Origin of the sequence: Pseudomonas lutea, from assembly GCF_000759445.1 — a bacterium.
Taxonomy (GTDB): domain Bacteria; phylum Pseudomonadota; class Gammaproteobacteria; order Pseudomonadales; family Pseudomonadaceae; genus Aquipseudomonas; species Aquipseudomonas lutea.
In genome coordinates this window covers 603,687-625,742 of sequence record NZ_JRMB01000001.1, presented here as the reverse complement: position 1 = coordinate 625,742, position 22,056 = coordinate 603,687, and the positions used below count along the sequence as shown (strand labels likewise).

General features: G+C 62.7%; 19 protein-coding genes and 1 pseudogene. 13 read left to right on the top strand and 7 right to left on the bottom strand.

Annotated elements, in window-relative coordinates; translation table 11 throughout:
* Nucleotides 1-64 precede the first annotated feature (64 nt).
* Together LT42_RS26410 and LT42_RS26405 are read left to right on the top strand one after the other, a co-directional pair.
* Nucleotides 65-1,225: pseudogene (locus LT42_RS26410) on the top strand (HAMP domain-containing protein); the annotation flags it as partial.
* Nucleotides 1,226-2,089: a methyl-accepting chemotaxis protein gene (locus LT42_RS26405; protein WP_420806885.1), complete on the top strand. Its 864-nt coding sequence runs from the start codon at nt 1,226-1,228 to the stop codon at nt 2,087-2,089.
* 3 nt (nt 2,090-2,092) lie between these two features.
* On the opposite strand, the gene LT42_RS02615 is transcribed toward LT42_RS26405, so the two are convergent.
* From LT42_RS02615 to LT42_RS02595, 5 genes are read right to left on the bottom strand one after another with little or no spacing between them, the layout of a single operon-like run.
* Nucleotides 2,093-3,004, bottom strand: coding sequence for an SMP-30/gluconolactonase/LRE family protein (locus LT42_RS02615; protein ID WP_037009696.1), 912 nt, complete (start codon nt 3,002-3,004; stop codon nt 2,093-2,095).
* 16 nt (nt 3,005-3,020) lie between these two features.
* The gene (locus tag LT42_RS02610) at nt 3,021-3,977 is read right to left on the bottom strand and encodes an ABC transporter permease (RefSeq protein ID WP_037009695.1); all 957 of its coding nucleotides are present in this window, start codon (nt 3,975-3,977) and stop codon (nt 3,021-3,023) included.
* Nucleotides 3,974-4,963 carry an ABC transporter permease gene (locus LT42_RS02605; RefSeq protein ID WP_081955288.1) on the bottom strand — a complete coding sequence of 330 codons (990 nt, stop codon included), beginning with the start codon at nt 4,961-4,963 and terminating at the stop codon, nt 3,974-3,976. The genes LT42_RS02610 and LT42_RS02605 overlap by 4 nt, the downstream gene beginning before the upstream one ends.
* The gene (locus tag LT42_RS02600) at nt 4,960-6,417 is read right to left on the bottom strand and encodes a sugar ABC transporter ATP-binding protein (RefSeq protein WP_052074984.1); all 1,458 of its coding nucleotides are present in this window, start codon (nt 6,415-6,417) and stop codon (nt 4,960-4,962) included. Before LT42_RS02600 ends, LT42_RS02605 begins: the two co-directional genes overlap by 4 nt.
* Before the next feature lie 59 nt (nt 6,418-6,476).
* A complete protein-coding gene (locus tag LT42_RS02595) occupies nt 6,477-7,517 on the bottom strand; it encodes an ABC transporter substrate-binding protein (RefSeq protein WP_037009692.1) in 1,041 nt (346 codons plus the stop codon).
* A 258-nt stretch (nt 7,518-7,775) separates the two neighbouring features.
* On the opposite strand from LT42_RS02595, the gene LT42_RS02590 reads away from it, so the two are divergent.
* The 6 genes from LT42_RS02590 to LT42_RS24965 all read left to right on the top strand — a co-directional run bounded on the left by LT42_RS02590 (nt 7,776) and on the right by LT42_RS24965 (nt 13,858).
* Nucleotides 7,776-9,050, top strand: coding sequence for a GAF domain-containing sensor histidine kinase (locus tag LT42_RS02590; protein ID WP_052074980.1), 1,275 nt, complete (start codon nt 7,776-7,778; stop codon nt 9,048-9,050).
* Nucleotides 9,035-9,784 (top strand): response regulator transcription factor, encoded by a 750-nt coding sequence (locus LT42_RS02585; RefSeq protein WP_037009690.1) that lies wholly within the window; start codon nt 9,035-9,037, stop codon nt 9,782-9,784. The genes LT42_RS02590 and LT42_RS02585 overlap by 16 nt, the downstream gene beginning before the upstream one ends.
* An 823-nt stretch (nt 9,785-10,607) precedes the next feature.
* Nucleotides 10,608-11,672 (top strand): M4 family metallopeptidase, encoded by a 1,065-nt coding sequence (locus tag LT42_RS02580; protein WP_037009688.1) that lies wholly within the window; start codon nt 10,608-10,610, stop codon nt 11,670-11,672.
* Nucleotides 11,673-11,710: 38 nt separating this feature from the next.
* Entirely contained in the window at nt 11,711-12,016 is a 306-nt protein-coding gene (locus LT42_RS02575; RefSeq protein ID WP_037009686.1) for a protealysin inhibitor emfourin, read from the top strand.
* Nucleotides 12,017-12,182: 166 nt separating this feature from the next.
* Nucleotides 12,183-13,721: a cryptochrome/photolyase family protein gene (locus LT42_RS02570; protein WP_037009683.1), complete on the top strand. Its 1,539-nt coding sequence runs from the start codon at nt 12,183-12,185 to the stop codon at nt 13,719-13,721.
* Nucleotides 13,718-13,858 (top strand): DUF2256 domain-containing protein, encoded by a 141-nt coding sequence (locus tag LT42_RS24965; RefSeq protein ID WP_070356507.1) that lies wholly within the window; start codon nt 13,718-13,720, stop codon nt 13,856-13,858. The genes LT42_RS02570 and LT42_RS24965 overlap by 4 nt, the downstream gene beginning before the upstream one ends.
* Nucleotides 13,859-13,905: 47 nt before the next feature.
* Here LT42_RS24965 and LT42_RS02565 read toward each other — a convergent pair whose 3' ends face one another.
* Nucleotides 13,906-14,127 (bottom strand): hypothetical protein, encoded by a 222-nt coding sequence (locus LT42_RS02565; RefSeq protein WP_037009680.1) that lies wholly within the window; start codon nt 14,125-14,127, stop codon nt 13,906-13,908.
* Between the two features lie 287 nt (nt 14,128-14,414).
* Between LT42_RS02565 and LT42_RS02560 the strand changes: the two genes are divergently transcribed.
* Nucleotides 14,415-15,041, top strand: coding sequence for a TetR/AcrR family transcriptional regulator (locus tag LT42_RS02560; RefSeq protein ID WP_037009678.1), 627 nt, complete (start codon nt 14,415-14,417; stop codon nt 15,039-15,041).
* 122 nt (nt 15,042-15,163) lie between these two features.
* Here LT42_RS02560 and LT42_RS02555 read toward each other — a convergent pair whose 3' ends face one another.
* Entirely contained in the window at nt 15,164-17,905 is a 2,742-nt protein-coding gene (locus LT42_RS02555; protein WP_037009677.1) for a beta-glucosidase, read from the bottom strand.
* A gap of 470 nt (nt 17,906-18,375) precedes the next feature.
* Between LT42_RS02555 and LT42_RS02550 the strand changes: the two genes are divergently transcribed.
* The 4 genes from LT42_RS02550 to gspG all read left to right on the top strand — a co-directional run bounded on the left by LT42_RS02550 (nt 18,376) and on the right by gspG (nt 22,055).
* The gene (locus LT42_RS02550) at nt 18,376-18,603 is read left to right on the top strand and encodes a hypothetical protein (RefSeq protein WP_037009674.1); all 228 of its coding nucleotides are present in this window, start codon (nt 18,376-18,378) and stop codon (nt 18,601-18,603) included.
* A gap of 92 nt (nt 18,604-18,695) precedes the next feature.
* Nucleotides 18,696-20,414: a type II secretion system ATPase GspE gene (gspE, locus tag LT42_RS02545; protein WP_037012818.1), complete on the top strand. Its 1,719-nt coding sequence runs from the start codon at nt 18,696-18,698 to the stop codon at nt 20,412-20,414.
* A 2-nt stretch (nt 20,415-20,416) separates the two neighbouring features.
* On the top strand, nt 20,417-21,619 hold the full coding sequence (gene gspF, locus LT42_RS02540; protein WP_037009672.1) for a type II secretion system inner membrane protein GspF: 1,203 nt from the start codon (nt 20,417-20,419) through the stop codon (nt 21,617-21,619).
* Between the two features lie 10 nt (nt 21,620-21,629).
* Nucleotides 21,630-22,055 carry a type II secretion system major pseudopilin GspG gene (gene gspG, locus LT42_RS02535; RefSeq protein WP_037009669.1) on the top strand — a complete coding sequence of 142 codons (426 nt, stop codon included), beginning with the start codon at nt 21,630-21,632 and terminating at the stop codon, nt 22,053-22,055.
* Nucleotide 22,056: the final 1 nt, after the last annotated feature.

The window sequence follows — 22,056 nt, the reverse complement described above, 5'->3', positions numbered from 1 at the left end:
AGAAAACGGAACGTTCTCACCGACAACCACCCAACGCGCCCCGCTCCGGGGCTGTGAGAACTGCATGAACATTCTTGCGCCTGCCGTGTACCTGACCAACCGCCTACGTTTTCCTGCCAAATTCGGGGTGCTTGCACTCATCGTACTGATTCCCCTGGCGCTGCTGGGCTCTCGCCTGCTCAGCCAGATCAACGAAAGCATCGCCGGCATCCACTCCGAACAGGTGGGCCAGCGTTACCTGACGGATGTGACGCCCGTGCTGCGCCTGTCGATGCTGCAACGCGCGCTGACCAATCGCCTGCTCAGCGGCGATCAGACGGCACAGGCTGACCTCGCCGCGAACCAGTCAAAATTGCTGGACGCCTTTACTGCACTTGAGAAGACCGACCGGCAGTACGCGACCGCACTCGAAACCGGTGACCGCGTCCAGCGCTTGCGCTCCTCGGCCGAGCGTCTGATCAACCAGAGCAAAACCGCAGCTGACCAGGCCAGCATGTTCGATGCGTGGAATGATCAACTCACCGACACGCTCAACTTCATCTACTTTGTGTCGGCGACGTCAGGGATGGTGCTGGACGAAGACTACGCATCGTTGTTCCTGATCGACCAAAGCACGTTGCGACTGCCACGTCAGATCAACGTGGTCGGGCAAATGCGCGGCCTGGCCAGCGGCCTGCACGAAGGACAGCCGTTGACGGGGTCCGATCGGGGCGTCATCAAAGCGCTGCTCAAGCAGGAAAGCCAGATCCGTCAGGAGCTCCTGCAAAGCATCGCCTTGCTGCGCCGGGAAGAAGCGGGTCTTGCCGAACGCATCCAGTCCCCCGTTTCAAACGCCTTGTCCGGCCTGGACAGCTTCCGCAGCGACCTGGACAGCCTGATCGCATCGAGCCAAGGCATCGTCACTGGCATGCAGGGCCTGGCGGGCAAGGGCAACGCTGTGGTGGCCGAACTGTATAAGGCCCAGGACGCGCTGCAGGGGGCTCTCTCCTCGGTGATGGAACAGCGCGTGCACGCACGCGCCATGGAGCGCACCTACCTGCTGGCCATGTTTGCCATTGCCGGTCTGCTGCTGATCTACGCGTTCAGCGGTATCTACAGTTCCATGCGCCGGGCCATGGAGGAGATGCTCGATGCCACCCAACGCATCGCCAAGGGTGATTTGACCGCGCGTGTGCCTATCGCAGGCAAAGACGAAATGGCCGACATCGGCAGCGGCTTGAACCACATGGTGCAAGCCTTTGGTGAGTCCCTCGCCCAGGTTGAACGCAGCTCCAGCTCGGTGTCGGATGCAGCGACGCGCCTGAGCGCCTCCATCGACCGTGCCAAGCTGTCGATGAACGCCCAGCAAGGTGAAACCGAGCAAGTGGCCACGGCCATCAATGAAATGACCGCCAGCGTCGCCGACGTTGCGCAGAACACCGAAGGCGCTGCCCGTGCCGCGGAACAGGCCAGTCAGGCTTCCGGCAAAGGGCTGGGCGTGATGCAGCAGACCCGCCAGACCATCGAAGCGCTGGCTGGCGAAGTCGATCTCAGCGCGCAGAAAGTGGCAGCGCTGGCGGTGCACAGCCAGGAGATCGGCGGGGTCATCGAGGTGATCCGCAACATCGCCGATCAAACCAACCTGCTGGCCCTCAACGCCGCCATCGAAGCCGCCCGCGCCGGCGAACAGGGCCGTGGCTTCGCCGTGGTCGCTGATGAAGTGAGAACCCTGGCTTCGCGCACGCAGAACTCCACCGCCGAGATCCAGCGGATCATCCAGCAACTGCAGACGGCAACCAACGCCGCCGTCGAACAGATGAAGGCCGGCAAAGAGCGTGCGCAGGATTGCCTGACGTCCGCCGACCAGACCTCCAGCAGCCTGGACGCCATCAACGAGGGCGTGGAATCCATCGTCGGCATGAACACCCAGATCGCCAGCGCCGCTGTGCAGCAACATGCGGTATCGGAAGACATCAACCGCAATGTCACTGAAATCCGCAACGGCACCTTTTTGCTGATGGAAGGCATTGAGGACAACGCCGTGACCGCCGATGAGCTGTCGCTGCTGGCGGGCGAACTGCGCACCGTGGTCGGTCGCTTCAAGCTCTGAGCCTCACGGCACCTGTGCCCCCGCCACCGCCACATACAGCGAATACAGCGACGTATTGGCGGTGATGAACAGGCGGTTGCGGCGCGGGCCGCCGAAGGTCAGGTTGGCGACCTTCTCCGGCAAGCGGATCTTGCCCAGCAGCGTGCCGTCGGCGGCGAAGCATTGCACGCCGTCGCCGGCGCTGGTCCAGACGTTGCCCTGAACATCCACGCGCATGCCGTCCGGCACCCCCGGCTCGATGACCGCAAACACCGTCGACTTCCCCAGCTCGCGTCCGTCGATCACCTCGAAGGCGCGAATATGGTGGGGACCGTCGGGGTCATGGGAGCGGCCCGAGTCGGCGATGTACAACGTTTGGCCGTCCGGCGAAAACGCCAAACCGTTCGGTTGCACGAAATCAGTAGCCACGCAGGTGACCTCACCGCTGTGCGAGTCGATGCGATACACGTGGCGGCCGGATTGCTCTTCATCCGCCTGATAGCCCTCGTAATCGCTGAGGATGCCGTAGCTGGGGTCGGTGAACCACACCGCGCCGTCCCGGTGCACCACCACGTCATTGGGCGAGTTGAGCCGTTTGCCGTCGAAGCGCTCGGCGAGCACGGTGATCGAGCCATCCGGCTCGGTGCGCGTGACGCTGCGCGTGCCGTGCTGGCAACTGATCAATCGCCCCTGCAGGTCGCGGGTGTTGCCGTTGGCGAAGTGTGAGGGGCTGCGGAAGGTCGACACGCCCTGCTCCGGCGTCCAGCGCAACATGCGCTGATTGGGAATGTCGCTCCACAGCAGGTAACCGCCGTCGTTGAACCACACCGGCCCTTCGGCCCAGCGGCACTGATCGTACAGGCGCTCAAGCTGGGTGTTGGGCAGGATCAGGCGGTGGAAGCGCTTGTCATGGCATTCGTAGAGGTCGTCGGACACGGGATTGATCCTTGGTTCAGGCGCGGGCATTTTTGGGTCCGCTGACAGCGGTAATCACCGCGATGATGATCAGCCCGGTGAGGATCAGCCGCACCCCGGCGCTGGCGCCGAAGGTGTTGAGCATGCTCACCAGCAGGTAAAGAAACAGCGAGGCGCCCCAGATCCCGGGGACGTTGGAAAACCCGCCGGCCACCGAAGTACCGCCGATGACCACAACGGCGATCGACGCCAGCAGGTATTCCTCGCCCATGCCCAGCGATGCACCGCCGGAAAAACCCGCCAGGGTCAGGCCACAGAGGCTGCCGAACACGGCGCACAGCACGTAGGTCGCGAAGCGCATCCGGCCGACGCGAATGCCGGCCAGTTCAGCCGCGCGAGCGTTCTGACCGATGGCCAGCACCGAGCGGCCGTAGCGGGTGCGCGTCAGCACATACCCCATGAGCACCGCCACACCGATGACCACCAGGGCAAGGTACGGCACGCCGAACACCCGGCCGGTGGCGAAGCTGTAAAAACTGTCCGGCGGTGGCACCCGCACGCTGCGGCCGTAGGCGATGGCCAGCGACTGCAAGATGAAGCTTGCCGACAGGGTCGCGATGATCGGCGGAATCCGCAGCAAGCGGATCAGCACGAAATTGCCGCAGCCCACCAGCACGCCGATGCCCAGCACGCCGACCACGCCGAGCCACACATTGGCGTCCTGGCCGTCCATGAGTTTCATGCCCAGCGCGCCACTCAGGGCGATGTTGGCCGGGATCGACAGGTCGATGTTGCCAGGCCCCGTGCTGATGACGAACATCTGGCCGATGCCGACGATCGCGAAAAATGTCGAAAACGCCAGCGCACCGGACAGCAATGCACCTGCGCCCTGCCCGCCGGTGAATACCAGTGTCGCGCCCCAGATGAGCAACGCGGCGAGGAACGACCACAGCCACGGCTTGCCGCGCAGCGCTGTCAACGTTGATGTGCTCATACAGGGCGTACCTCCAGACGATTGACCGCCGCACGCAACGCCAGCACGAAAATCAGAATCGCGCCCTGGGCGCCGATCTGCCAGTCCGGCGAGATGCGGATGAACGACAGCAGCGAGCCGGCCAGTACCAGCGTCAGCGCGCCCAGCACGGCGCCGATGGGCGACACGCGCCCGCCGACGAATTCACCGCCACCCAAAATCACTCCGGCGATCGACAGCAGCGTGTAGCGCAGCGCCACATTGGCGTCTGCCGACGTCGTCAGTCCCACCAGAAACAGGCCCGACAACACACCGAAGCTGCCCGCCATGGCGTACATCGCCACTTTGATGCGCAGCAACGACCAGCCAGCCTTGGCAATCGCCAGCGGGTTGCCCCCTGCCCCGCGCAAGACCACGCCCACGGTCGAGCGCATCAGGAAAAAATGCATGGCAACCCCCAGCACGATGCACGCGATGATCGCCAGCGGGACCAGCGGCGGCTTGATCCGCACCATTGCCTGCAACCACTGCGGTGCGGTTCCGCCCGGCGAAGGCAGCAGCAAAATCGCGCCACCGACCCAGATGAACGACATGCCCAGCGTGACGACAATCGACGGCAGATTGCGGCTGTGAATCAGCGCGCCGAGCAGCGCATACACGCCGACGCAGCCGGCCAGCGCCAGCCAGCCGAGAAACGGATGCTGATCGAGCAACGTCACCGAAACGCAGGCGACGAAGCTGATGAAACTGCCCATGGACAGGTCCAGATCGTTGACGCTGATGATCAGCATCTGGGCGATGGTCGCCAGCGCGATGGGCACCGCCAGGTTGAGCATCAGGTTAAGGCCCATGTAGCTCATGGCCCGGGGCTGCATGATGAAAATGGTCGCCAGCAACACGACCAGCGACACCGCCGGCAAGGCGGCACGCAGCATGCGCGCCCGCCGTGCGGCGGGGTTGCGAGTTGCCACGGGGGCGCTCGCGACGGTGTTCAACGGGGCATTCATGCGGTTTCCTCGGCGAAGGAGCTGCGCAAAATCCGCTCCTCGCTCAGTTCGCTGCGCGGCACGTCCAGGACGGTCTGGCCGTCGCGGAATACGTACACGTGGTCGCAGTAGGTCAGCTCTTCCAGCTCGGTGGTGTACCAGATGAACGTGCGACCGCGCGCCGCCTCCTCCATCAGGATCGAATACACCTCGCGCTTGGTGCCGACGTCGACGCCGCGCATGGGGTCGTCCATCAGGATGATCTGGCTGTCGGACGCCAAGGCACGCGCAAACAGGGCTTTTTGCTGGTTGCCGCCGGACAGCGAGAGGATCGGATTGCGCATGTCGGGGGTGCGGATGCTCATGCGCTTCATCCAGTCATCGGCCATGGTCTGCTCGGCGTCGGGGTTCAACAGCAAGCCGCGCTTGAGCTGGTTGAGCGAGCCGACGGTGATGTTCTCGCCGATGGACCACAGCGAGAACACACCATCGGTCTGCCGGTCACCGGCGACGAAGCTGGCGCCCGTGCCGCGCTTGACGCAATCGCGCAGCACCTGGGTCAGCCACTGGCTCTGGCCATGGCCGGCGAGACCGGACAAGCCGACGATCTCCCCGGCAAACGCCTGCACGGTGCGCCCGTCGGTTTGCCGGGCCGGCTGCTGCTGCACACGCGGGCTGCCTTGCTCCCGGCGCGATGCAAACACCTGAGCGGCCGCCTGAGTCTCGCGTGCAGTGCCGCCCATGACCTCCACCAGCGAGTCATGGGTGAAGGCGCTCGCAGCACGGGTTTCTACCACTTTGCCATCACGCATCACAGCGATGCGGTCACAGGTGCCGAGCATTTCGCCGAGGATGTGGCTGATCAGCACGATGCTGCCGCCGCCCTCGACGAAGCGCCGCACATGGCGCAGCAGTTGCTCGGCCACGCGTGCGTCCAGCGACGAGGTCGGTTCGTCGAGGATGACCAGGTCCAGACGCTCATCCACGTGAATAAACGCCCGGGCGATCTCTACCATTTGCCGCTTACCGATGGACAGATCAGAAACGATGTCATCGGCGTCGATGCCGTGACCGGGGAAAATCTGCTCCAGCATGGCCTCGATCAGCGCCCCTGCCCTGCGCCGCCAACCAAAGCCGCGCAGGGCCGGTGACATCAAGCGGGTGTTTTCCGCCACGCTCAGGTTCGGGCACAGCGAGAGCTCCTGAAACACGCAGCGGATGCCGTGCTGACGAGCCACCTGCACCGAATAGCCGTCGCGCACGTCGCGGCCTTCGATCAACAGCTGCCCAGAGTCAGCTGCAAGGGTGCCGGCAAGCACTTGCATCAGGGTCGATTTACCCGCGCCGTTGTGGCCGATAAGGCCCAAACACTCGCCGGCGCGGATGCTCAGGTCGACGTCAGTCAGGGCGCGCACGGCGCCGAACGATTTGCCGGCGCCGGCGAAGGCGACCCGCACAGGTCCATTTGCGTTCATGTCGGAAATTCCTTGGCGGGCCGCAGGCAGCGCGGCCCGCGGTGCTCAGATGTAAACGCTCACAGGGAAGCGGCAGGCTTGAGCTTGGCGACGTCGTCGACGGTGTAGGTCTCGCTGACGATCCCGCCTTTTGGCAGGTCCTTGAGGCTCGCGTCGAGGGTCTGCTGGGTGACGGTCACCGCTGGCGAGAGCAAGTCATGGGGCATGGTCTTGCCGTCGAGTAACTGCTGCGCGACATAAAACGCCAGGCTGGAGATGCTCGGTCCGCTGCTGATCGAGAAACTCTGATACCCCTGCGTGTCGCTCTGCTTTTTCCACCAGCTCAGTTCTTCTTCGCGGTTGCCAAAGATGATTGCTGGCAACGGACGGCCCGCTGCTACAAAGGCCTGGGCAATACCCACCCCCTCGCCGCCCTGGGTGACCACCGCGTCGACTTTCGGCAGGCTGGGCAGCACGCCGGACACGGCTTTCTGTGCCACGGTGGGTGACCAGTTGCCGTTGACCTCGCCGACGACTTTCAGGTTCGGGTGCTTCTGCGCGCCGGCGGTGATACCGGAGTGAATACGCTCGTCCACCGAAACGCCGGCCAGGCCACGGACCTCCAGCACATTGGCGCCCTGGGGGAAGCGTCCGGCCAGGTAGTCCATCTGCTCGATGCCGGTCTGCTTGAAGTCCATGGAGATGCGGTATGCACAGGGTTCGGACACGGTGCCGTCGAAGGAGACCACGATAATCCCGGCATCGCAGGCCTGCTTCACCGCGCCGTTGAGCGCCGTCGGCGAGGCCGCGTTGATGACGATGGCGTCATAGCCCTGCAAAATCATGTTCTGGATTTGCGCGGCTTGCTCGGTGGCCTGGTTTTCGGCGGTGGTGAAGGTGTCGGCCGATTTGATCAGGCCATCCTTGACCGCCTTGTCGGTGGTCTGTTGCCAGCTGGCGAGCATCAGTTGGCGCCAGGAGTTGCCGGCGTAGTTGTTGGACAGCGCGACGGTTTTGCCAGACGTGTCGGCGTGGGCAGCGATGGGCAGAGCCATCAGGGGCGCAACGGCCAGTGCAGCGCAGAGCAATGAACGGCGTAGCGGATGACGACGACTTTTCATAGTTGAACCCTTGTTATTTTTGTGGGGCTGCAGGGTGGCCGACGGCGTCGGTCGCACCTTCTAACGAACAGTACGCGGCGAGTCTGCACTGCCCGGCGCGGAGCGTCAGGGGTCAATCGTGCAGACCTGATGCGGGATCCCGCAACCGGGTTGCTGGATCCTGCGTTCTTTTTAGCGCACAAGGGCCATAATGGCGCGACTGCCCCTCGTTCGATGCAAAGACGGGTCGATTCCAAAAATAAAAGCAGGTTGGAGCCCATGGCACAGCGACCGCACACCCTCGCCGAAGACGTGCTGCACCACTTTCTCGGCATCTCCCGCGCCCTGGCCGGCCAGCTGGATTTCCAGTCGATGATCGACGCCGTCTCGCGGGAGATCAGCCCGATCCTGCCCCACGATCACCTCGATGTGTGTCTGTTCGTCCTCGATGGCCGCGAGCACATCACCTATGAGAGCGGTGTGCACACGCTGTGGGGTGATGTCGCCCAGCCCATGCCGGTGCACACCAGCCCGATTCGCACCGTGCTGCTGGGTGAACAGGCGTTCCTGCTGACCCACGATGCGATGAACGATGCCCGGTTTGCCTTTCCCGGCGCCATCAACCACCCGATCTTCGATGCCCGTTTACGCAGCCGCCTGCATGTGCCTCTGCGGGCGCGCGGTGAAATCATCGGCGCGTTGAGTTGCTCCAAACACACCGAGCATTTCTACACTTTGGATGACGTTCGTCACACCCAGCACGTCGCCGATCTGCTGGCCTCCTACGTATATGCCCTGCGACAGACCGAGCAGGCCAAGCAACTGGCGATCGCCGAGGCCCAGGTGCGCGCCCGTGAAGAGGGGTTGCGTCAGGGCGCATTGCGCCTGACCGAAGAGCTGGAGCGCGAGCGTCAGCGGGTCGGCATGGACTTGCACGACCAGACCCTCGCCGACCTGACCCGCCTGCATCGGCGCATCGCCCGCCTGGAAACCCTGCCCAACGTGCCGGGGGAAGACTTGCGCGGGATCGCGCGGGCGCTGAAAGACAGCATGCAGGAGCTGCGGCAGCTCATCGACGCGGTGAAGCCAACGGTGCTGCAGCTGTTCGGATTTGAAGAAGGCCTTGAGGATTTGTTGCGGCGCAGCGTGCGCGACAGCGGGCTGAGCATCGCGACGCGGCTGCAGGACAGCACGCAGGGCATGGGCGATCGTTTGCCGGAGTCGGTGAAGGTCGCGCTGTTCCGCATCATTCAGGAAGCCGTCAACAATGCGATCAAGCACGCCATGCCGGACAGCATCGTCATCAACATTGGCCAGACGCGCGAGGGTTTGCAACTGACCATCGACGATGATGGCGTGGGCCTGGAGGCCAATCAACGCTTCAACACGGGGGGCATCCAGAACATGCAAGTGCGCGCGCAGCTGATGGCGGCGCAGTTGCAGATCGAGCCGGGGCCCGGTGAGCGCGGCACCCGGGTTCGTGTGTGCCTGCCGCTGACAGACTTTGCGCTTGAACCCGTTACCGCGCCGGAGGTGCCATGCAAGTCCTGTTGATCGAAGACGACCCGGTGCACCGGGCGTTCCTGCGCGAAGTGATCGAGGTGGCCCTGCCGGAATGCACGCGCCTGCTGGAAGCCGAAGACGGTCAGATTGGCGAGCGGCTGTTCAGCCAGAGCCCGGTGGATGCCGTGGTCATGGACCTGCAGATGCCTTGCCGCACCGGCGTTGAGGCAGCAAAAACCATCTGGCGGCTGCAGCCGGACACGTCAATTTTGTTCTGGTCCAATTATTCGGACGAGGCCTATGTACGCGGGATTGCGCGCATCGTGCCCCAGGGCGCTGCGTATGGCTACATCCTTAAAACCGCGTCGGAAGAGCGCTTGCGTCTGGCGTTGAGAGGGCTGTTCATCGAGCAGCAATGCGTGATCGACCGCGAGATTCGCGGCGTGCAACTCAAGGCCCATGATCAGCTTTCCGGGTTGAGCGATGGTGAGTACGAAGTGCTGCAAGACATCGCTCTGGGGCTGACCGACCGCACCATTGCCACGCGGCGCAACCTGTCACTGCGCAGCGTGCAGAACCGCTTGCAGCAGCTCTATGAAAAACTCGGCGTGTACCAGCCCGACGACGCCAGCGAGCGCAGCACCGCCTTCAACCTGCGCGCCCGCGCCGTCAACGTCGCCCTGCTGCGCCGCCTGCTCAACCGCACGGCACTGGAACAGGCTGAAGCTGAACTGCAGCTGTGGCTGAAAAACCCGCCGCCACTCGCCGAAAACGCGCGGCCGTAGCCGGGAATGCAGCGCCCGGAGCTCTGCGTCCTGCGGCGCGGGATTCTTCAGCTGGTACCCGATGACGCAGAGCGTCGCGGCATGCATACCCACGCGGACCGTGGGCACGATTAAATTGTCGGCACGATGAGCCTCTTTGTAGGAGCGCGCTTGCCCGCGAATGCGGCGTGTCAGCCATGCAATAGGTGGTTGAAGAAACGCATTCGCGGGCAAGCGCGCTCCTACAGGGCGAATGCGTTTCTTCAATCACCCACTTGATGATCGTTCCCACGCTCTGCGTGGGAATGCAGCTCCGGACGCTCCGCATCCTCCCGCCCAGACTTCCTCAACGGTCCTACTAAGCAATCGCATACATCCAGTGCGATGTGCGCCGACTGTAGGACCGGCTTCAGCCGGGAAGCTGTTGATCTGCTTTTGATCTTCATGCACATAACATTCAGACGACACAAAACGCGACTTGGGCGCTGGCCGAACGCAGACGATGCGCAGTGGGCCGAGCCGCATGGATGCGGCGAGAGCGCCGTCAGGACAGGGATGTCCGTTCGGCGCGGGCCCACGGAGCCTCGTCGGAGTGAGGGTATTCCGACGCAGGAGGAACCAAGCCAGGAGCAGACACCCTTGGTTACTTGGGGATGGTGCGACTTTCGATTTTTCCAAGTAACTCGCCGAAGGCGAAACAGTCTGCCCCCAGGCAGACGCTCTTCCCGGCTAAAGCCGGTCCCGCTAACGGCAAGCGGGGAACACCGCACCCTCCGCACTTGTCGATTAAAGCGAGACCGAACCGTGTCGCCCACCCGAAACAGGTCACTCAGGAGCATTGTCCATGTGCAGGAACCACACCCGAAACCCTGTTCTTTGCCTCATCCCTCCCTACCTGCTGGATCAGATCGCACGCAACGGCAATAAAGCCCAACGCGAAGCCGCCCTGCGCACCCGGGCCAAGGACAACACCTTTCGGTCACTGCGCCTGAGCGCCCAGCCTGATCGGCGCCTGGTTCATCTCGCCGCCACTGCGCTGACCGGCAAGCGTCGCTCGATCTACACCGCAGATGGCGGCGAAACCCTGCCCGGCACTCTGGTTCGCGGCGAAGGCCAGCCGGTCAGCGGCGACGTGGCCGTTGACGAAGCCTATGACGGGCTGGGCGCCACCTTCGATTTCTTCTCCGAAGTCTATGAACGCAACTCCATCGACGATGCCGGCATGGCCCTCGACGCCACCGTGCATTTCGGCAAGGGCTACAACAACGCGTTCTGGAACTCCGCGCAGATGGTGTTCGGCGACGGCGACCAGTCGCTGTTCAACCGCTTCACCATCGCCCTCGACGTGATCGGCCACGAACTCGCCCACGGCGTCACCGAGGACGAAGCCGGGCTGGTCTACTTCAACCAGGCCGGCGCGCTGAACGAATCGATGTCGGACGTGTTCGGCTCGCTGATCAAGCAGTACGCCCTGAAACAAACCGCCCGGCAGGCCAGCTGGCTGATCGGCGAAGGGCTGTTCACCGACAAGATCACCGGCAGCGCCCTGCGATCGATGAAAGCGCCCGGCACTGCCTTCGACGACAAGGTGCTGGGCAAAGACCCGCAGCCCGGTCACATGGACGACTTCGTCCACACCTATGATGACAACGGCGGCGTCCACATCAATTCCGGCATCCCCAATCATGCGTTCTACCAGGTCGCAACACGCCTCGGCGGGCATGCATGGGAGAAGGCCGGGCGCATCTGGTATGACGCACTGCGCGATTCGCGGCTGCGCCCCAACACCGGCTTCGTGCGTTTTGCGCGGATTACCCACGACGTCGCCGGCCGGCTGTACGGTGTAGGCGAAGCAGCACAAAACGCGGTAAAAGAAGGTTGGGCGGCCGTGGGCATCAACGCACAATGACCCGCCGCGACGAGGAGTCACCCGGAGGAACCGCGAACATGCGTATCTCATTCAGTGAAAGCGGCGGGGTCGCCTACTTCCCGGGTTTGAACAAGCCCAACACCATTGAAGTGGACGCCCTGCCCGAATGTGATCAGCAGGAGCTGCGGCAGTTGGTGGCCGCGTCCGAATTCTTCGCATTGCCTGAAGGCCGCCGTCCGGCCCGCTCGCTGCGTGGCATGCAGCATTACACGCTGACCATCAGCGAAGGCGACCGGGAGCGCACGGTGTGCGTACCGGCGCCGATCGAGTCCGGACCGTTGCAGGGTCTGATGCAGTGCGTCAAACGCCACGTCGCGGGCTAATCCCCAGCGCCGCCGTCCACCGCCACTATTCTCGACGCCATACGCCGCTGGGCTGACCAGCGGCGGGCGTCCTTCGAACGTCCAGGAATAACGTGTCCGAGCTCATCGCCCTGCCAGTCGCGCCTTCACCACCCGGCATGCCGTCGTGGCTGTCAGGCTCACACGAATGATGCCCGTGCGCCGCGTGTGCCTGGTGCTCGGCGACCAACTGTCTTTTGACCTCGCTTCCCTCGCCGACCTTGATCCCAGACGCGACGCCGTCCTGATGGTCGAAGTCATGGAGGAAGCCACCCATGTCGGCCATCACCCTCAAAAAATCGCCCTGATCTTCAGTGCCATGCGCCATTTCGCCCAGGCGCTTCAACAGCGCGGCATCCTGGTGCAGTACGTCACACTCGACGATCCACTGAACACCGGGTCGGTGCCGGGTGAACTGCAGCGCTGGCACGCGTCGCTGCAAGCCGAAGAAATCCACGCCACCGAATGCGGCGACTGGCGTCTGGAACACGCCATCAAGACCAGTGGCCTGCCCATCACCTGGCACAGCGACAGTCGTTTCCTCTGCTCGCGCGCCGAATTTGCAGCCTGGGCCAGCGGCAAACCCCAGCTGCGCATGGAATTCTTCTACCGCGAGATGCGGCGCAAACAGCGGCTGCTGCTCAATAACGATGGCTCCCCCGTCGGTGGTGCATGGAATTTCGACGCTGATAACCGTAAGGCGCTGCCGAAAAAAGTCATGGCGCCCTACCCCGCACGCTTCGCCCCTGACGCCATCACTCACGAAGTCCTGACGCTGGTCGGCGAGCGTTTTGCCAGCCATTACGGCTCGCTGGAAGGCTTCGATTACCCGGTGACTCACACCGACGCGCAGGCCCTCTGGCAGTATTTTCTGGATTACGGCCTGGCCGCTTTCGGTGATTATCAGGACGCCATGGCCATCGACGAGCCGTACCTGTTCCACGCGCGCATCAGTGCGGCGCTGAATATCGGCCTGCTCGACCTGCGCCAGCTGTGCAGCGACGTGGAGTCTGCGTATTGGTCAGGCAGCGTCGGGTTGAACGCGGCGGAGGGTTTTATCCGCCAACTGATCGGCTGGCGGGAATACGTGCGCGGTGTCTACTGGCTGAAGATGCCGGACTATGCCGAAGGCAATTCCTTCGGCAACACCCGCGCGCTGCCCGAGTTTTACTGGACCGGGCAGACCCGCATGAACTGTATGCGCCAGGCCATCGGGCAGAGCCTCAAACACGCCTACGCCCATCACATCCAGCGGCTCATGGTGACCGGCAACTTCGCCCTGCTGGCCGGCATAGCACCCAGGCAGGTCTGCGAGTGGTACCTGGCCATCTACATGGATGCCTACGACTGGGTCGAACTGCCGAACACGCTGGGCATGGTCATGCACGCGGACGGCGGCTACCTCGGCTCCAAGCCCTATTGCGCCAGCGGCCAATACATCAAGCGCATGTCCGATTACTGCGGCGGCTGCGCTTACAAGGTCACCGAGAGCACCACCGATGACGCGTGCCCGTTCAACGCGCTGTATTGGCATTTCGTGATGCGCCACGGCAACGTGCTGCGCGATAACCAGCGCATGGTCATGGTGTACAAGAATCTCGACCGGATGGACGCAGCCAAACAGGACGCGCTGTGGCAGCGGGGCGAAACGCTGCTGAGCCGGCTCGACGCCGGGGAGGCGTTGTGAAAAAGAGCGAACTGCCGGTCAAGACCTGCGCGGTATGCGGGCTGCCGTTCACCTGGCGCAAGAAATGGGCGCGCTGCTGGGACGAGGTTCGTTATTGCTCGGAGCGATGCCGACGCGGCAAGCGCTCCGAGCCTTGAGGGGTGGGCTGAAAAGCCGTGGGCATGCAGCGTCATACACCGATCACTCAATGAATCTGCGCGCGGCTGGCCCTGCCGATGAGTCGGATCAACAACTGCTGCTTGGGCCCGACCGGGGTCTCGCGAGCGACCTTGATCAAGTATTCCTGAGGAATGAGCCCGCCCGCCTCGGCAAGGGCTTCATAGATGGCAAACAGGCGAGAATCGATGGTCGTCTCCTCGGCACATTCAATAAGGTAGGCAACTCCGGGACTGGCTTGGTCGTTCACAATGGATCCTCTTCATAAGGCGGTTACATCAACGGAGAGGCGCGCGCTGCGGGAGTTCCCACTTTCTGGACCGCGCACAGCCGAACGGCGGGCAGGCTTGCCGCGCGCAGGCAGTCGTCAGTTTTTGCTTGCCAAAAAACGGTCGCCCCCTTAAACAGGGCGTGCCGTTTCTGCACCCTCGCGACTGGCTGCATCCTTGCCCTCCTGCAAGGCCGCCAGCCGCCGTCGCGACAGCCCTGCCGAAACCCAACGACACCTGCAAATCATGGAGGCGCCAGGTAAACCCGATGACAGGAAATTCGTCAGACACATTGCCCCGCACGCGCCGGGCACCCAAGGGTGAAAAGCGCCGCGAAGAACTGCTCGACGCCGCACTGCAACTGTTTTCGCTGGAGGGCTACACCGGCGCCTCCATTGCCCGCATCGCCGATCTGGTCGGCATCTCCGTCGCCGGCGTGCTGCATCATTTTCCGAACAAGGTAGCCCTGCTGATGGGTGTGCTGGCGCGCCGCGACGAGGTTAACCACAAGGTGGTGAGCAGCCTGCACAGCGAGCCAACGCTGCAGGGCTTTGTGAGTGGCTTGCGCCAGATCAACCGGTCCAACGCAACGGCGCCGGGTGTGATTCGCGCCTTCAGCATGCTCAACGCCGAAAGTCTGGTGGACAGCCATCCGGGCTGGGAATGGTTTCAGTCCCGTTACGTCACTATTCACGGGCGCATGCGTGCCCGGCTCGACCACTTGGTGGCCACCGGCGAAGTGCGTGGGGATGTGGACTTGGACGCGATCATCCACCAGATCCTGGCGATGATGGACGGGCTGCAGCTGCAATGGCTGCGCTTCCCGGAAACCGTAGATCTGGTGCAGCGTTTCGACAGCTACATGGCTCAGGTCGAACGCGAGATCCGCGCATAAAAAAAGAGGCGATCCAGCTGGCTGGATCGCCTCTTTCATGTCACTGACTCAGGCCCTGATGCCTGCCCCGGAACACAGCCCCGGCGCAGGCGGGTCAATCAGCCCTCGTCCTTCACGGTCAATCAGTACTCGGTGTTGCCGTCGTAGTCGGTGTTGCCGTTGCCTGCGTCGACGTTCTCGCTCTGATCGAACACACCGCCGGTCTTCACTGCCGGCAAGGTCACTTTGACCGAGTTCAGCGCCGAACGTGGCAGCGGGTTGCTGGTGGTGGTCGACAGTTCCTGACGGAACGAGTTAACCAGCTTGGCATTCAGACGGATGTCGTCCGAGGCCGAGCCCAGGCTGATGTTGAAGGTGTCGGCATCGACCACCCACTGCTTGCTCGCCTCGTCGAAGTACGCCAGCGAACGGTCGTTGAGTTCGATGGTGACGCGACGGGTTTCGCCCGGCTGCAGGAAGACCTTCTTGTAGCCCTTGAGCTCCTTGACGGCGCGCTCGACTTTCGGGTTCTGCTGGCCGACGTACAGCTCGGCGACTTCGGAACCGGCACGCTTGCCGCTGTTGGTCAGGTCGAACGAGACCTTGATCGGCGTGTTGCCCACTGCAACGCCCGGGGTGACCGAGATGTTGTTGTAGGTGAACTGGGTGTACGACAGGCCGTGACCGAACGCGAACAGCGGTTTGGTGTTGGTCTTGTCGTAGCCACGGTAGCCGAGCATGGTCAGGTCGTTGGCGTAGCTGATTTCCTTGACCTTGGTGCGAGTGTTGTCGAAGTTCGGGAAGTCCTTGTACAGCGGATTGTCTTCGATGTTGCGCTCGATACTGATCGGCAGCTTGGCCGACGGGTTGACCTTGCCGAACAGGATCTCGGCCAGGGCCTGACCACCGTTCTGACCCGGGTAGAACGCGTGCAGCGCAGCCGGAACCTGATCGATCCAGTCGCCCATTTTCAGCGCGGTACCGCCGTGCATGGTCACCACGGTGTTCGGGTTGGCCTTGGCAATGTTCTGGATCAGCTCGTTCTGGTACTCAGGCAGATCGAAGCTGTGGTCGAAACCTTCACCTTCGTATTCGGCGCTGTTACCCACGGCAACCACGACCGCGTCGTACTGCGACAGGTCAGAAGGTGCAGTCAGAGACGCGGTCGACAGCTGCACGCCCACCAGGCCGCCCATGGTCGACAGGTAGCCGTCACGGCGCGAGTACTCAAGCTTCACGTCGTAGGCTTTGCCGGCTTCCAGCTTGATCTTGCCGGAAACAGGGATGGTCGGCGGAATGCTCTTGTTGGTGATGTTCTCACCGTCGCCGTTGTCGATGACCTTCTCGCCGTTGACCCACAGACGCACGGCGCCGTCGGCACGCACTTTGAAGACCTGGTCGCCGCTGATGGTCGGGGTGACCTGACCGCTCCAGCGAATCGAGGTGTTGGCGGTGTCACCATTGCTCGGCACGGTGTCGGTGGACCAGTCCAGATTAACGTACGTGTCGATCTGGGTGGCCGATGGGTCGCCGGACCAGGTGGCGTTGTTGAAGTACTCGGTCTTCATGCCAGCGACGCTGTTGCCTTTGCTGTCGGTGGTGGTCCAGTGCATGGCTGTCGGGTCGAGGGACAGGGTGTCGAGGAACTCGACCTTGGCACCCGGTGCCATTTGACGCAAACCGCTCAGCTCGCTGATGTAACGCGTGGCATCAACGTGAGCACTGCCGAAACCGGTCGGCGGCGCGTACTTGGCCAGATCGCCCACGACGGCGATGCGCTTGACCTTGTTCTTGTCCAGCGGCAGCACGTCGCCCTGGTTTTTCAGCAGCACGATGCCTTCGCGAGCGATGTTCAGGGCGACCTTGTTGCTGGTGGCGCTGTTCATGTTGTGCGTAGTCAGCGGCGCGAACTTGTCGAACTGGTACAGGTAGATGTTTTTCAGGATGCGGCGGACTTTGTCGTCCACGGTCGCCATGTCCAGCTCGCCGCTGTCCAGATACGGCTTCAGCACGCGGCTGTTCATCTGGCCGCCCATCATGTCCAGGTCGGTACCGGCCTGTGCAGCAGGCAGACCGTGAACCACGGCGTTGTAGTCGCTCTGTACCAGGCCCTTGAAGCCCCATTCCTTTTTCAGGATGTCAGCGATCAGGTGCTTGTTCTCGCACGCATATTCGCCGTTCACCTTCTGGAACGAGCACATCATCATCGCCACGGTGCCGTTCTTGGACGCGGATTCGAACGGCGGCAGGGTCATCTCGCGCAGTACGCGTTCCGGCATCACCTGATTGAGGATGAAGCGGTTGGTTTCCTGGTCGTTACCGGCGTAGTGCTTGGCTTCTGCCCAGACGCGACGCTGCTGGATACCGTTGATGACCGCTGGACCCAGGCTGGCGCCCAGGAACGGGTCTTCACCGGAGAGGTATTCGAAAGCGCGTCCGCTCCACGGCATGCGGTACAGGTTCATGCCCGGACCTGTGACGAACTGATAACCGCCGCTGGCGGTGTCGTAGCCCAGTGCGCGACCGAAATCGATGGCGCGACGCGGGTTGAAGGTAGCGGCCAGGTTCGGACCGGACGGATAGACCACGCCCGGATCGTTGCCTTCGCTGGTGTAACGGATGCCTGCGCCGCCATCAGCGCCATGGATCTGCGGAACGCCATACTGTGAAAGCGGCTTGACGTCCCAGCCGCCGATACCGCCGATGTAGGCCAGCTTTTCTTCCTGGGTCATCTTGGCCAGGGTTTTTTCTGCTGCTTTGTCAGCGCGCAGTTCTTTGGCAGCCAGTTGCTCTTGGGTGGTGGTGTCGGCTGCGTTGGCGTGGCAGATGGCCAGGCTCAACAAAGCCAGTGCCGAGTGGGCACCGAAAGTTTTACGATTTCGCATGGGGGGACGCTCTCCAGATACCGCCCGCGCTCATTTGTCGCAGTTGACACGCCACAGCCCTTTGTTTCAGGCGATACTCAGCCTATACCGAAGTTTCAAATGGAAACATCGACCAACGAAAAGTGACGTAACAACCGGATAATAAGTGTGGGCGATATGATCTTCTATAACTTACATTTATGGCAATGAGCCACCGAACTGCACGAGCGATGCCCGAGACGTTTAAATTAAGGCAATTGTTTTCAATTGATGTCAAACAAAAAAATCATCCGAATACAAACTCGACATTTTTTGATACACCCACTGAACTCTCGCTAAACCTATAGGTCTGTAGGTTTAGCAATTTTTACGAATCGTCGCCCCGGACCCCGTGGATCCGGGCATTTCACCCCGGACCGGGTGGCGATTTCGCGCTGAAGGCCAGCGCGGCGATCACTTCTTACCCCTGAAGAACATTGGAGAAACATCACATGAAACTGCCAGTACTGGGCGCTATCGCCGCACTGACCCTGTCGTTTGCAACCGCCAGCATGGCCGCAGACTCCGACACTCAGGAAACCATTTCCGGCGCACCGGACTCCACCGTCATGACCCAGGCCCAAGACGCCAAAGCGGTGAAGAAGTCCACGAAGCAGAACCAGGCTGACGAAAACAAGCGCGGTCGTCCGACAGCCAATAGTTCGTCTGCGACAAACTAACGCAGCAACGCTTAGTTATTGCATTCAACGTTTTTAATTAACCCAAGAGGTCTCGTGAGAGGCCTCTTATTATTTGAACCGGTGCTGTGTCCATTAACCTGTCTCCTATCAATAGCCAACAACTCAGCGCGCATTCTGTTGAAGCGCTGTGCGCGTGGCTGTTGGCAAACGCCGGGCTCAAGGCAGGTGATCTGGAGCGGGCACAGCGTCTGGCCCTCGAGTCGGAAGGCAGTTCGCTCACCGAATTGCTGACGCGTCTGGGCCTGGTGTCCGAACTCGATCTCGCCCGGGCCTGGGCCGCTGCCCTGCAAGCGCCGCTGCTGCTGTCGGAAAATCTCTCGCTGTCCGGCGAGGCCCTGCCGGAGCTCAGCGAGCGCTTTTTGCGGCACTACCGCTTGCTGCCCATCGGCACCCATGCGGACGGCGTGCATGTGCTGGCGGCCAACCCGGGCAATGCCTATGGGCTGGACGCCGTGGCGTATGCCTGTCAGGCGCCGGTCTACGTGTCGGTGGGCGCTGCCAGTGAGGTCGACGCACTGATCGAGCGTTTATATGGACAGGGCCGTTCGGCGATGGGCTCGTTGATCGAGACTCTCGACGAGCACGGCGGAACCGAAGAAGACATCGAGCACCTCAAGGACCTCGCCTCCGAGGCGCCGGTGATCCGGCTGGTCAACCTGATCCTGCAACGTGCAGTTGAGCAGCGCGCTTCCGACATTCATATAGAGCCGTTTGAAAGCCAGCTGAAGGTGCGCTATCGCATCGACGGCGTGCTTCACGAAGCCGAAGCGCCGCCGTCCAGCTCGTCGGCGGCAATCATTTCGCGACTGAAGATCATGGCCCGGCTCGACATCGCCGAGCGTCGCCTGCCCCAGGATGGCCGCATCATGCTGCGCATCCAGGGCAAGGAACTCGACCTGCGGGTGAGCACGGTGCCCACCAGTTTCGGCGAGTCGGTGGTGATGCGTCTGCTGGACCGGCAGACCGTCAGTTTCGACTTCCCCAGCCTGGGCATGGACGGCGAGCGGCTGCAGAACTTCCTCGACGTGCTGGAAAATCCCCACGGCATTCTGCTGGTCACCGGCCCTACCGGTTCCGGCAAGACCACGACGCTGTATACCGCGCTGTCGCGGCTCAACACCGCCGAGCGCAAGATCATTACCGTTGAAGACCCGGTCGAGTACCAGCTTGAAGGGATCAACCAGATTCAGGTCAAGCCGGCCATCGGTCTCGATTTTGCCGGGGCCCTGCGCTCCATCGTCCGGCAAGACCCGGACGTGATCATGATCGGTGAGATGCGCGACCTGGAAACCTGCCGCATTGCCATTCAATCGTCGCTGACCGGTCACCTCGTGCTGTCGACGCTGCACACCAACAGCGCGGCAGCGAGTATCACGCGGTTGCTGGACATGGGTGTGGAAAGCTACCTGATCGCGTCCACCGTTAAAGGCATCCTGGCCCAACGGCTGGTGCGAAGGCTTGATCCGCTGACGCGCGTCGCCTTCGAAGCACCCCCCGAGTTGGTGGCCGAGCATGGCCTGGACCGTTTCACCGAGCAGCGCCCGATCATCCTCTATCGCCCCGCCAGCGAATTGCCCGGCGGCGGCTATCACGGCCGCAGCGCGATCACCGAATTACTGGTGATGAACGAAGAACTGCGCGGGCTGCTGATGCGTCAAGCCGATGCTGCAACGCTGGAGCAGGCCGCCCGGCGTGGCGGCCTGCGCACACTTTATGAAGAAGGCCTGCGTCAGGCCGTGGCCGGTGTTACCTCACTTGAGGAGGTGCTGCGCGTCACGCGTGGCGACTGACCATGGCTCATTTCAAATACCGCGCCCTGGACGCCGACGGCGTTGCGCAGCACGGCACCCTCGAAGCGGCCGATGAAACCGCCGCGACCGCCATCTTGCAGAAGCGTGGCTTGTTGCTGTTGGGCCTTGAGGCCAGTGCCAACAGCGGCTTGCGCGCGGCCATGCGCCGGGGCGCCATGAACGGCGCGGCGCTGGTCAGCTTCACCCAGCAACTGGCGACCCTGCTCGGTGCCGGTCAGCCGCTGGAACGCGCCCTGACCATCCTGCTCAAGCAGACCCACGAACCCAAGCGTCAGGCGCTGCTGGAACGGATTCGCGAACAGGTCAAAGCCGGCAAGCCGCTGAGCCAGGCGCTGGAAGAAGAGCACGGCCAGTTCTCCAGCCTCTACATCAGCATGGTGCGCGCGGGTGAAGCCGGCGGTTCGCTGGAAAACACCCTGCGCCAGCTCAGCGATTACCTGGAGCGCAGCCAGATGCTGCGCGGCGAAGTCATCAACGCGCTGATCTACCCGATCTTTCTGGTGGTCGGCGTGCTCGGTTCCCTGGCCTTGCTGCTGGCCTACGTGGTGCCGCAGTTCGTGCCGATCTTCCGCGATCTGGGCGTGCCGATCCCGTTTATTACCCAAGCCATTTTGTGGCTGGGCGAATTTCTCAGCGCCTATGGCCTGCTGTTGCTCGGCTCCATCGTCGCGCTGATCTGGGGCGTGGCGGTGCTGCGCCGCGATCCGCAACGCCGGCAACGGCACGACCGGCGCCTGCTGTTCATCAAAGTTATCGGCCCGCTGTTGCAGCGGATCGAAGCCGCGCGTCTGGCGCGAACCCTGGGCACCTTGCTCAGCAACGGCGTCGCCTTGTTGCAGGCGATGACCATCGTCCGTCAGGTCTGCGGCAACTACGCCCTGCGCGCTCAAGTCGAGCAGGCCACTGAGTGGGTCAAGGGCGGCGCCACGCTGGCGCAGGCGTTCGGCGAACAGCCGCTGCTGCCGGAGCTGGCCCTGCAGATGATCGAAGTCGGCGAACAGGCCGGCAATCTGGACGGGATGCTGCTGAAAGTCGCCGACGTGTTCGACGTCGAGGCCAAGCGCGGCATCGACCGTCTGCTCGCCGCCCTGGTGCCCAGCCTCACCGTCGTCATGGCCGTGATGGTGGCGGTGATCATGCTCGCCATCATGCTGCCGCTGATGAGCCTTACCAGTAACATTTGAGGAACTACACATGCCACGATTCAACGCTGCCCAAGGCCGTCGCCAGGGCGGTTTCACCCTGCTGGAAATGCTCGCCGTGATCGTGCTGCTGGGCATTGTCGCCACCATCGTCGTGCGTCAGGTCGGCGGCAACGTCGACAAGGGCAAATACGGCGCGGGCAAGGCACAACTCGCCAGCCTGGGCATGAAAATCGAAAGCTATGGCCTGGACGTCGGCACGCCGCCGGCCAATCTGCAGCAACTGGTCAGCAAGCCGGCCAATGCCAGCGGCTGGGCCGGCCCGTATGCCAAACCTTCGGACCTGAAAGACCCGTTCGGTCACGCATTCGGCTATCGCTACCCGGGTGAGCACGGCAGCTTTGACCTGATCTTTTTCGGTCAGGACGGGCAGCCTGGCGGTGACGGCTACAAGGCCGACATCGGCAACTGGGAATAAC

Excerpts from the sequence above, each read along its gene's own strand:
- LT42_RS02555 (WP_037009677.1), bottom strand. The coding sequence starts at position 17,905 with ATGCGAAATCGTAAAACTTTCGGTGCCCACTCGGCACTGGCTTTGTTG.
- LT42_RS02560 (WP_037009678.1), top strand. The coding sequence starts at position 14,415 with ATGACAGGAAATTCGTCAGACACATTGCCCCGCACGCGCCGGGCACCC.
- LT42_RS02550 (WP_037009674.1), top strand. The coding sequence starts at position 18,376 with ATGAAACTGCCAGTACTGGGCGCTATCGCCGCACTGACCCTGTCGTTT.
- LT42_RS02605 (WP_081955288.1), bottom strand. The coding sequence starts at position 4,963 with ATGAATGCCCCGTTGAACACCGTCGCGAGCGCCCCCGTGGCAACTCGC.
- LT42_RS02570 (WP_037009683.1), top strand. The coding sequence starts at position 12,183 with ATGATGCCCGTGCGCCGCGTGTGCCTGGTGCTCGGCGACCAACTGTCT.
- LT42_RS26405 (WP_420806885.1), top strand. The coding sequence starts at position 1,226 with ATGGTGCAAGCCTTTGGTGAGTCCCTCGCCCAGGTTGAACGCAGCTCC.
- LT42_RS02610 (WP_037009695.1), bottom strand. The coding sequence starts at position 3,977 with ATGAGCACATCAACGTTGACAGCGCTGCGCGGCAAGCCGTGGCTGTGG.
- LT42_RS02575 (WP_037009686.1), top strand. The coding sequence starts at position 11,711 with ATGCGTATCTCATTCAGTGAAAGCGGCGGGGTCGCCTACTTCCCGGGT.
- LT42_RS02580 (WP_037009688.1), top strand. The coding sequence starts at position 10,608 with ATGTGCAGGAACCACACCCGAAACCCTGTTCTTTGCCTCATCCCTCCC.
- LT42_RS02585 (WP_037009690.1), top strand. The coding sequence starts at position 9,035 with ATGCAAGTCCTGTTGATCGAAGACGACCCGGTGCACCGGGCGTTCCTG.
- LT42_RS02600 (WP_052074984.1), bottom strand. The coding sequence starts at position 6,417 with ATGAACGCAAATGGACCTGTGCGGGTCGCCTTCGCCGGCGCCGGCAAA.
- LT42_RS02590 (WP_052074980.1), top strand. The coding sequence starts at position 7,776 with ATGGCACAGCGACCGCACACCCTCGCCGAAGACGTGCTGCACCACTTT.
- gspF (WP_037009672.1), top strand. The coding sequence starts at position 20,417 with ATGGCTCATTTCAAATACCGCGCCCTGGACGCCGACGGCGTTGCGCAG.
- LT42_RS02595 (WP_037009692.1), bottom strand. The coding sequence starts at position 7,517 with ATGAAAAGTCGTCGTCATCCGCTACGCCGTTCATTGCTCTGCGCTGCA.
- gspG (WP_037009669.1), top strand. The coding sequence starts at position 21,630 with ATGCCACGATTCAACGCTGCCCAAGGCCGTCGCCAGGGCGGTTTCACC.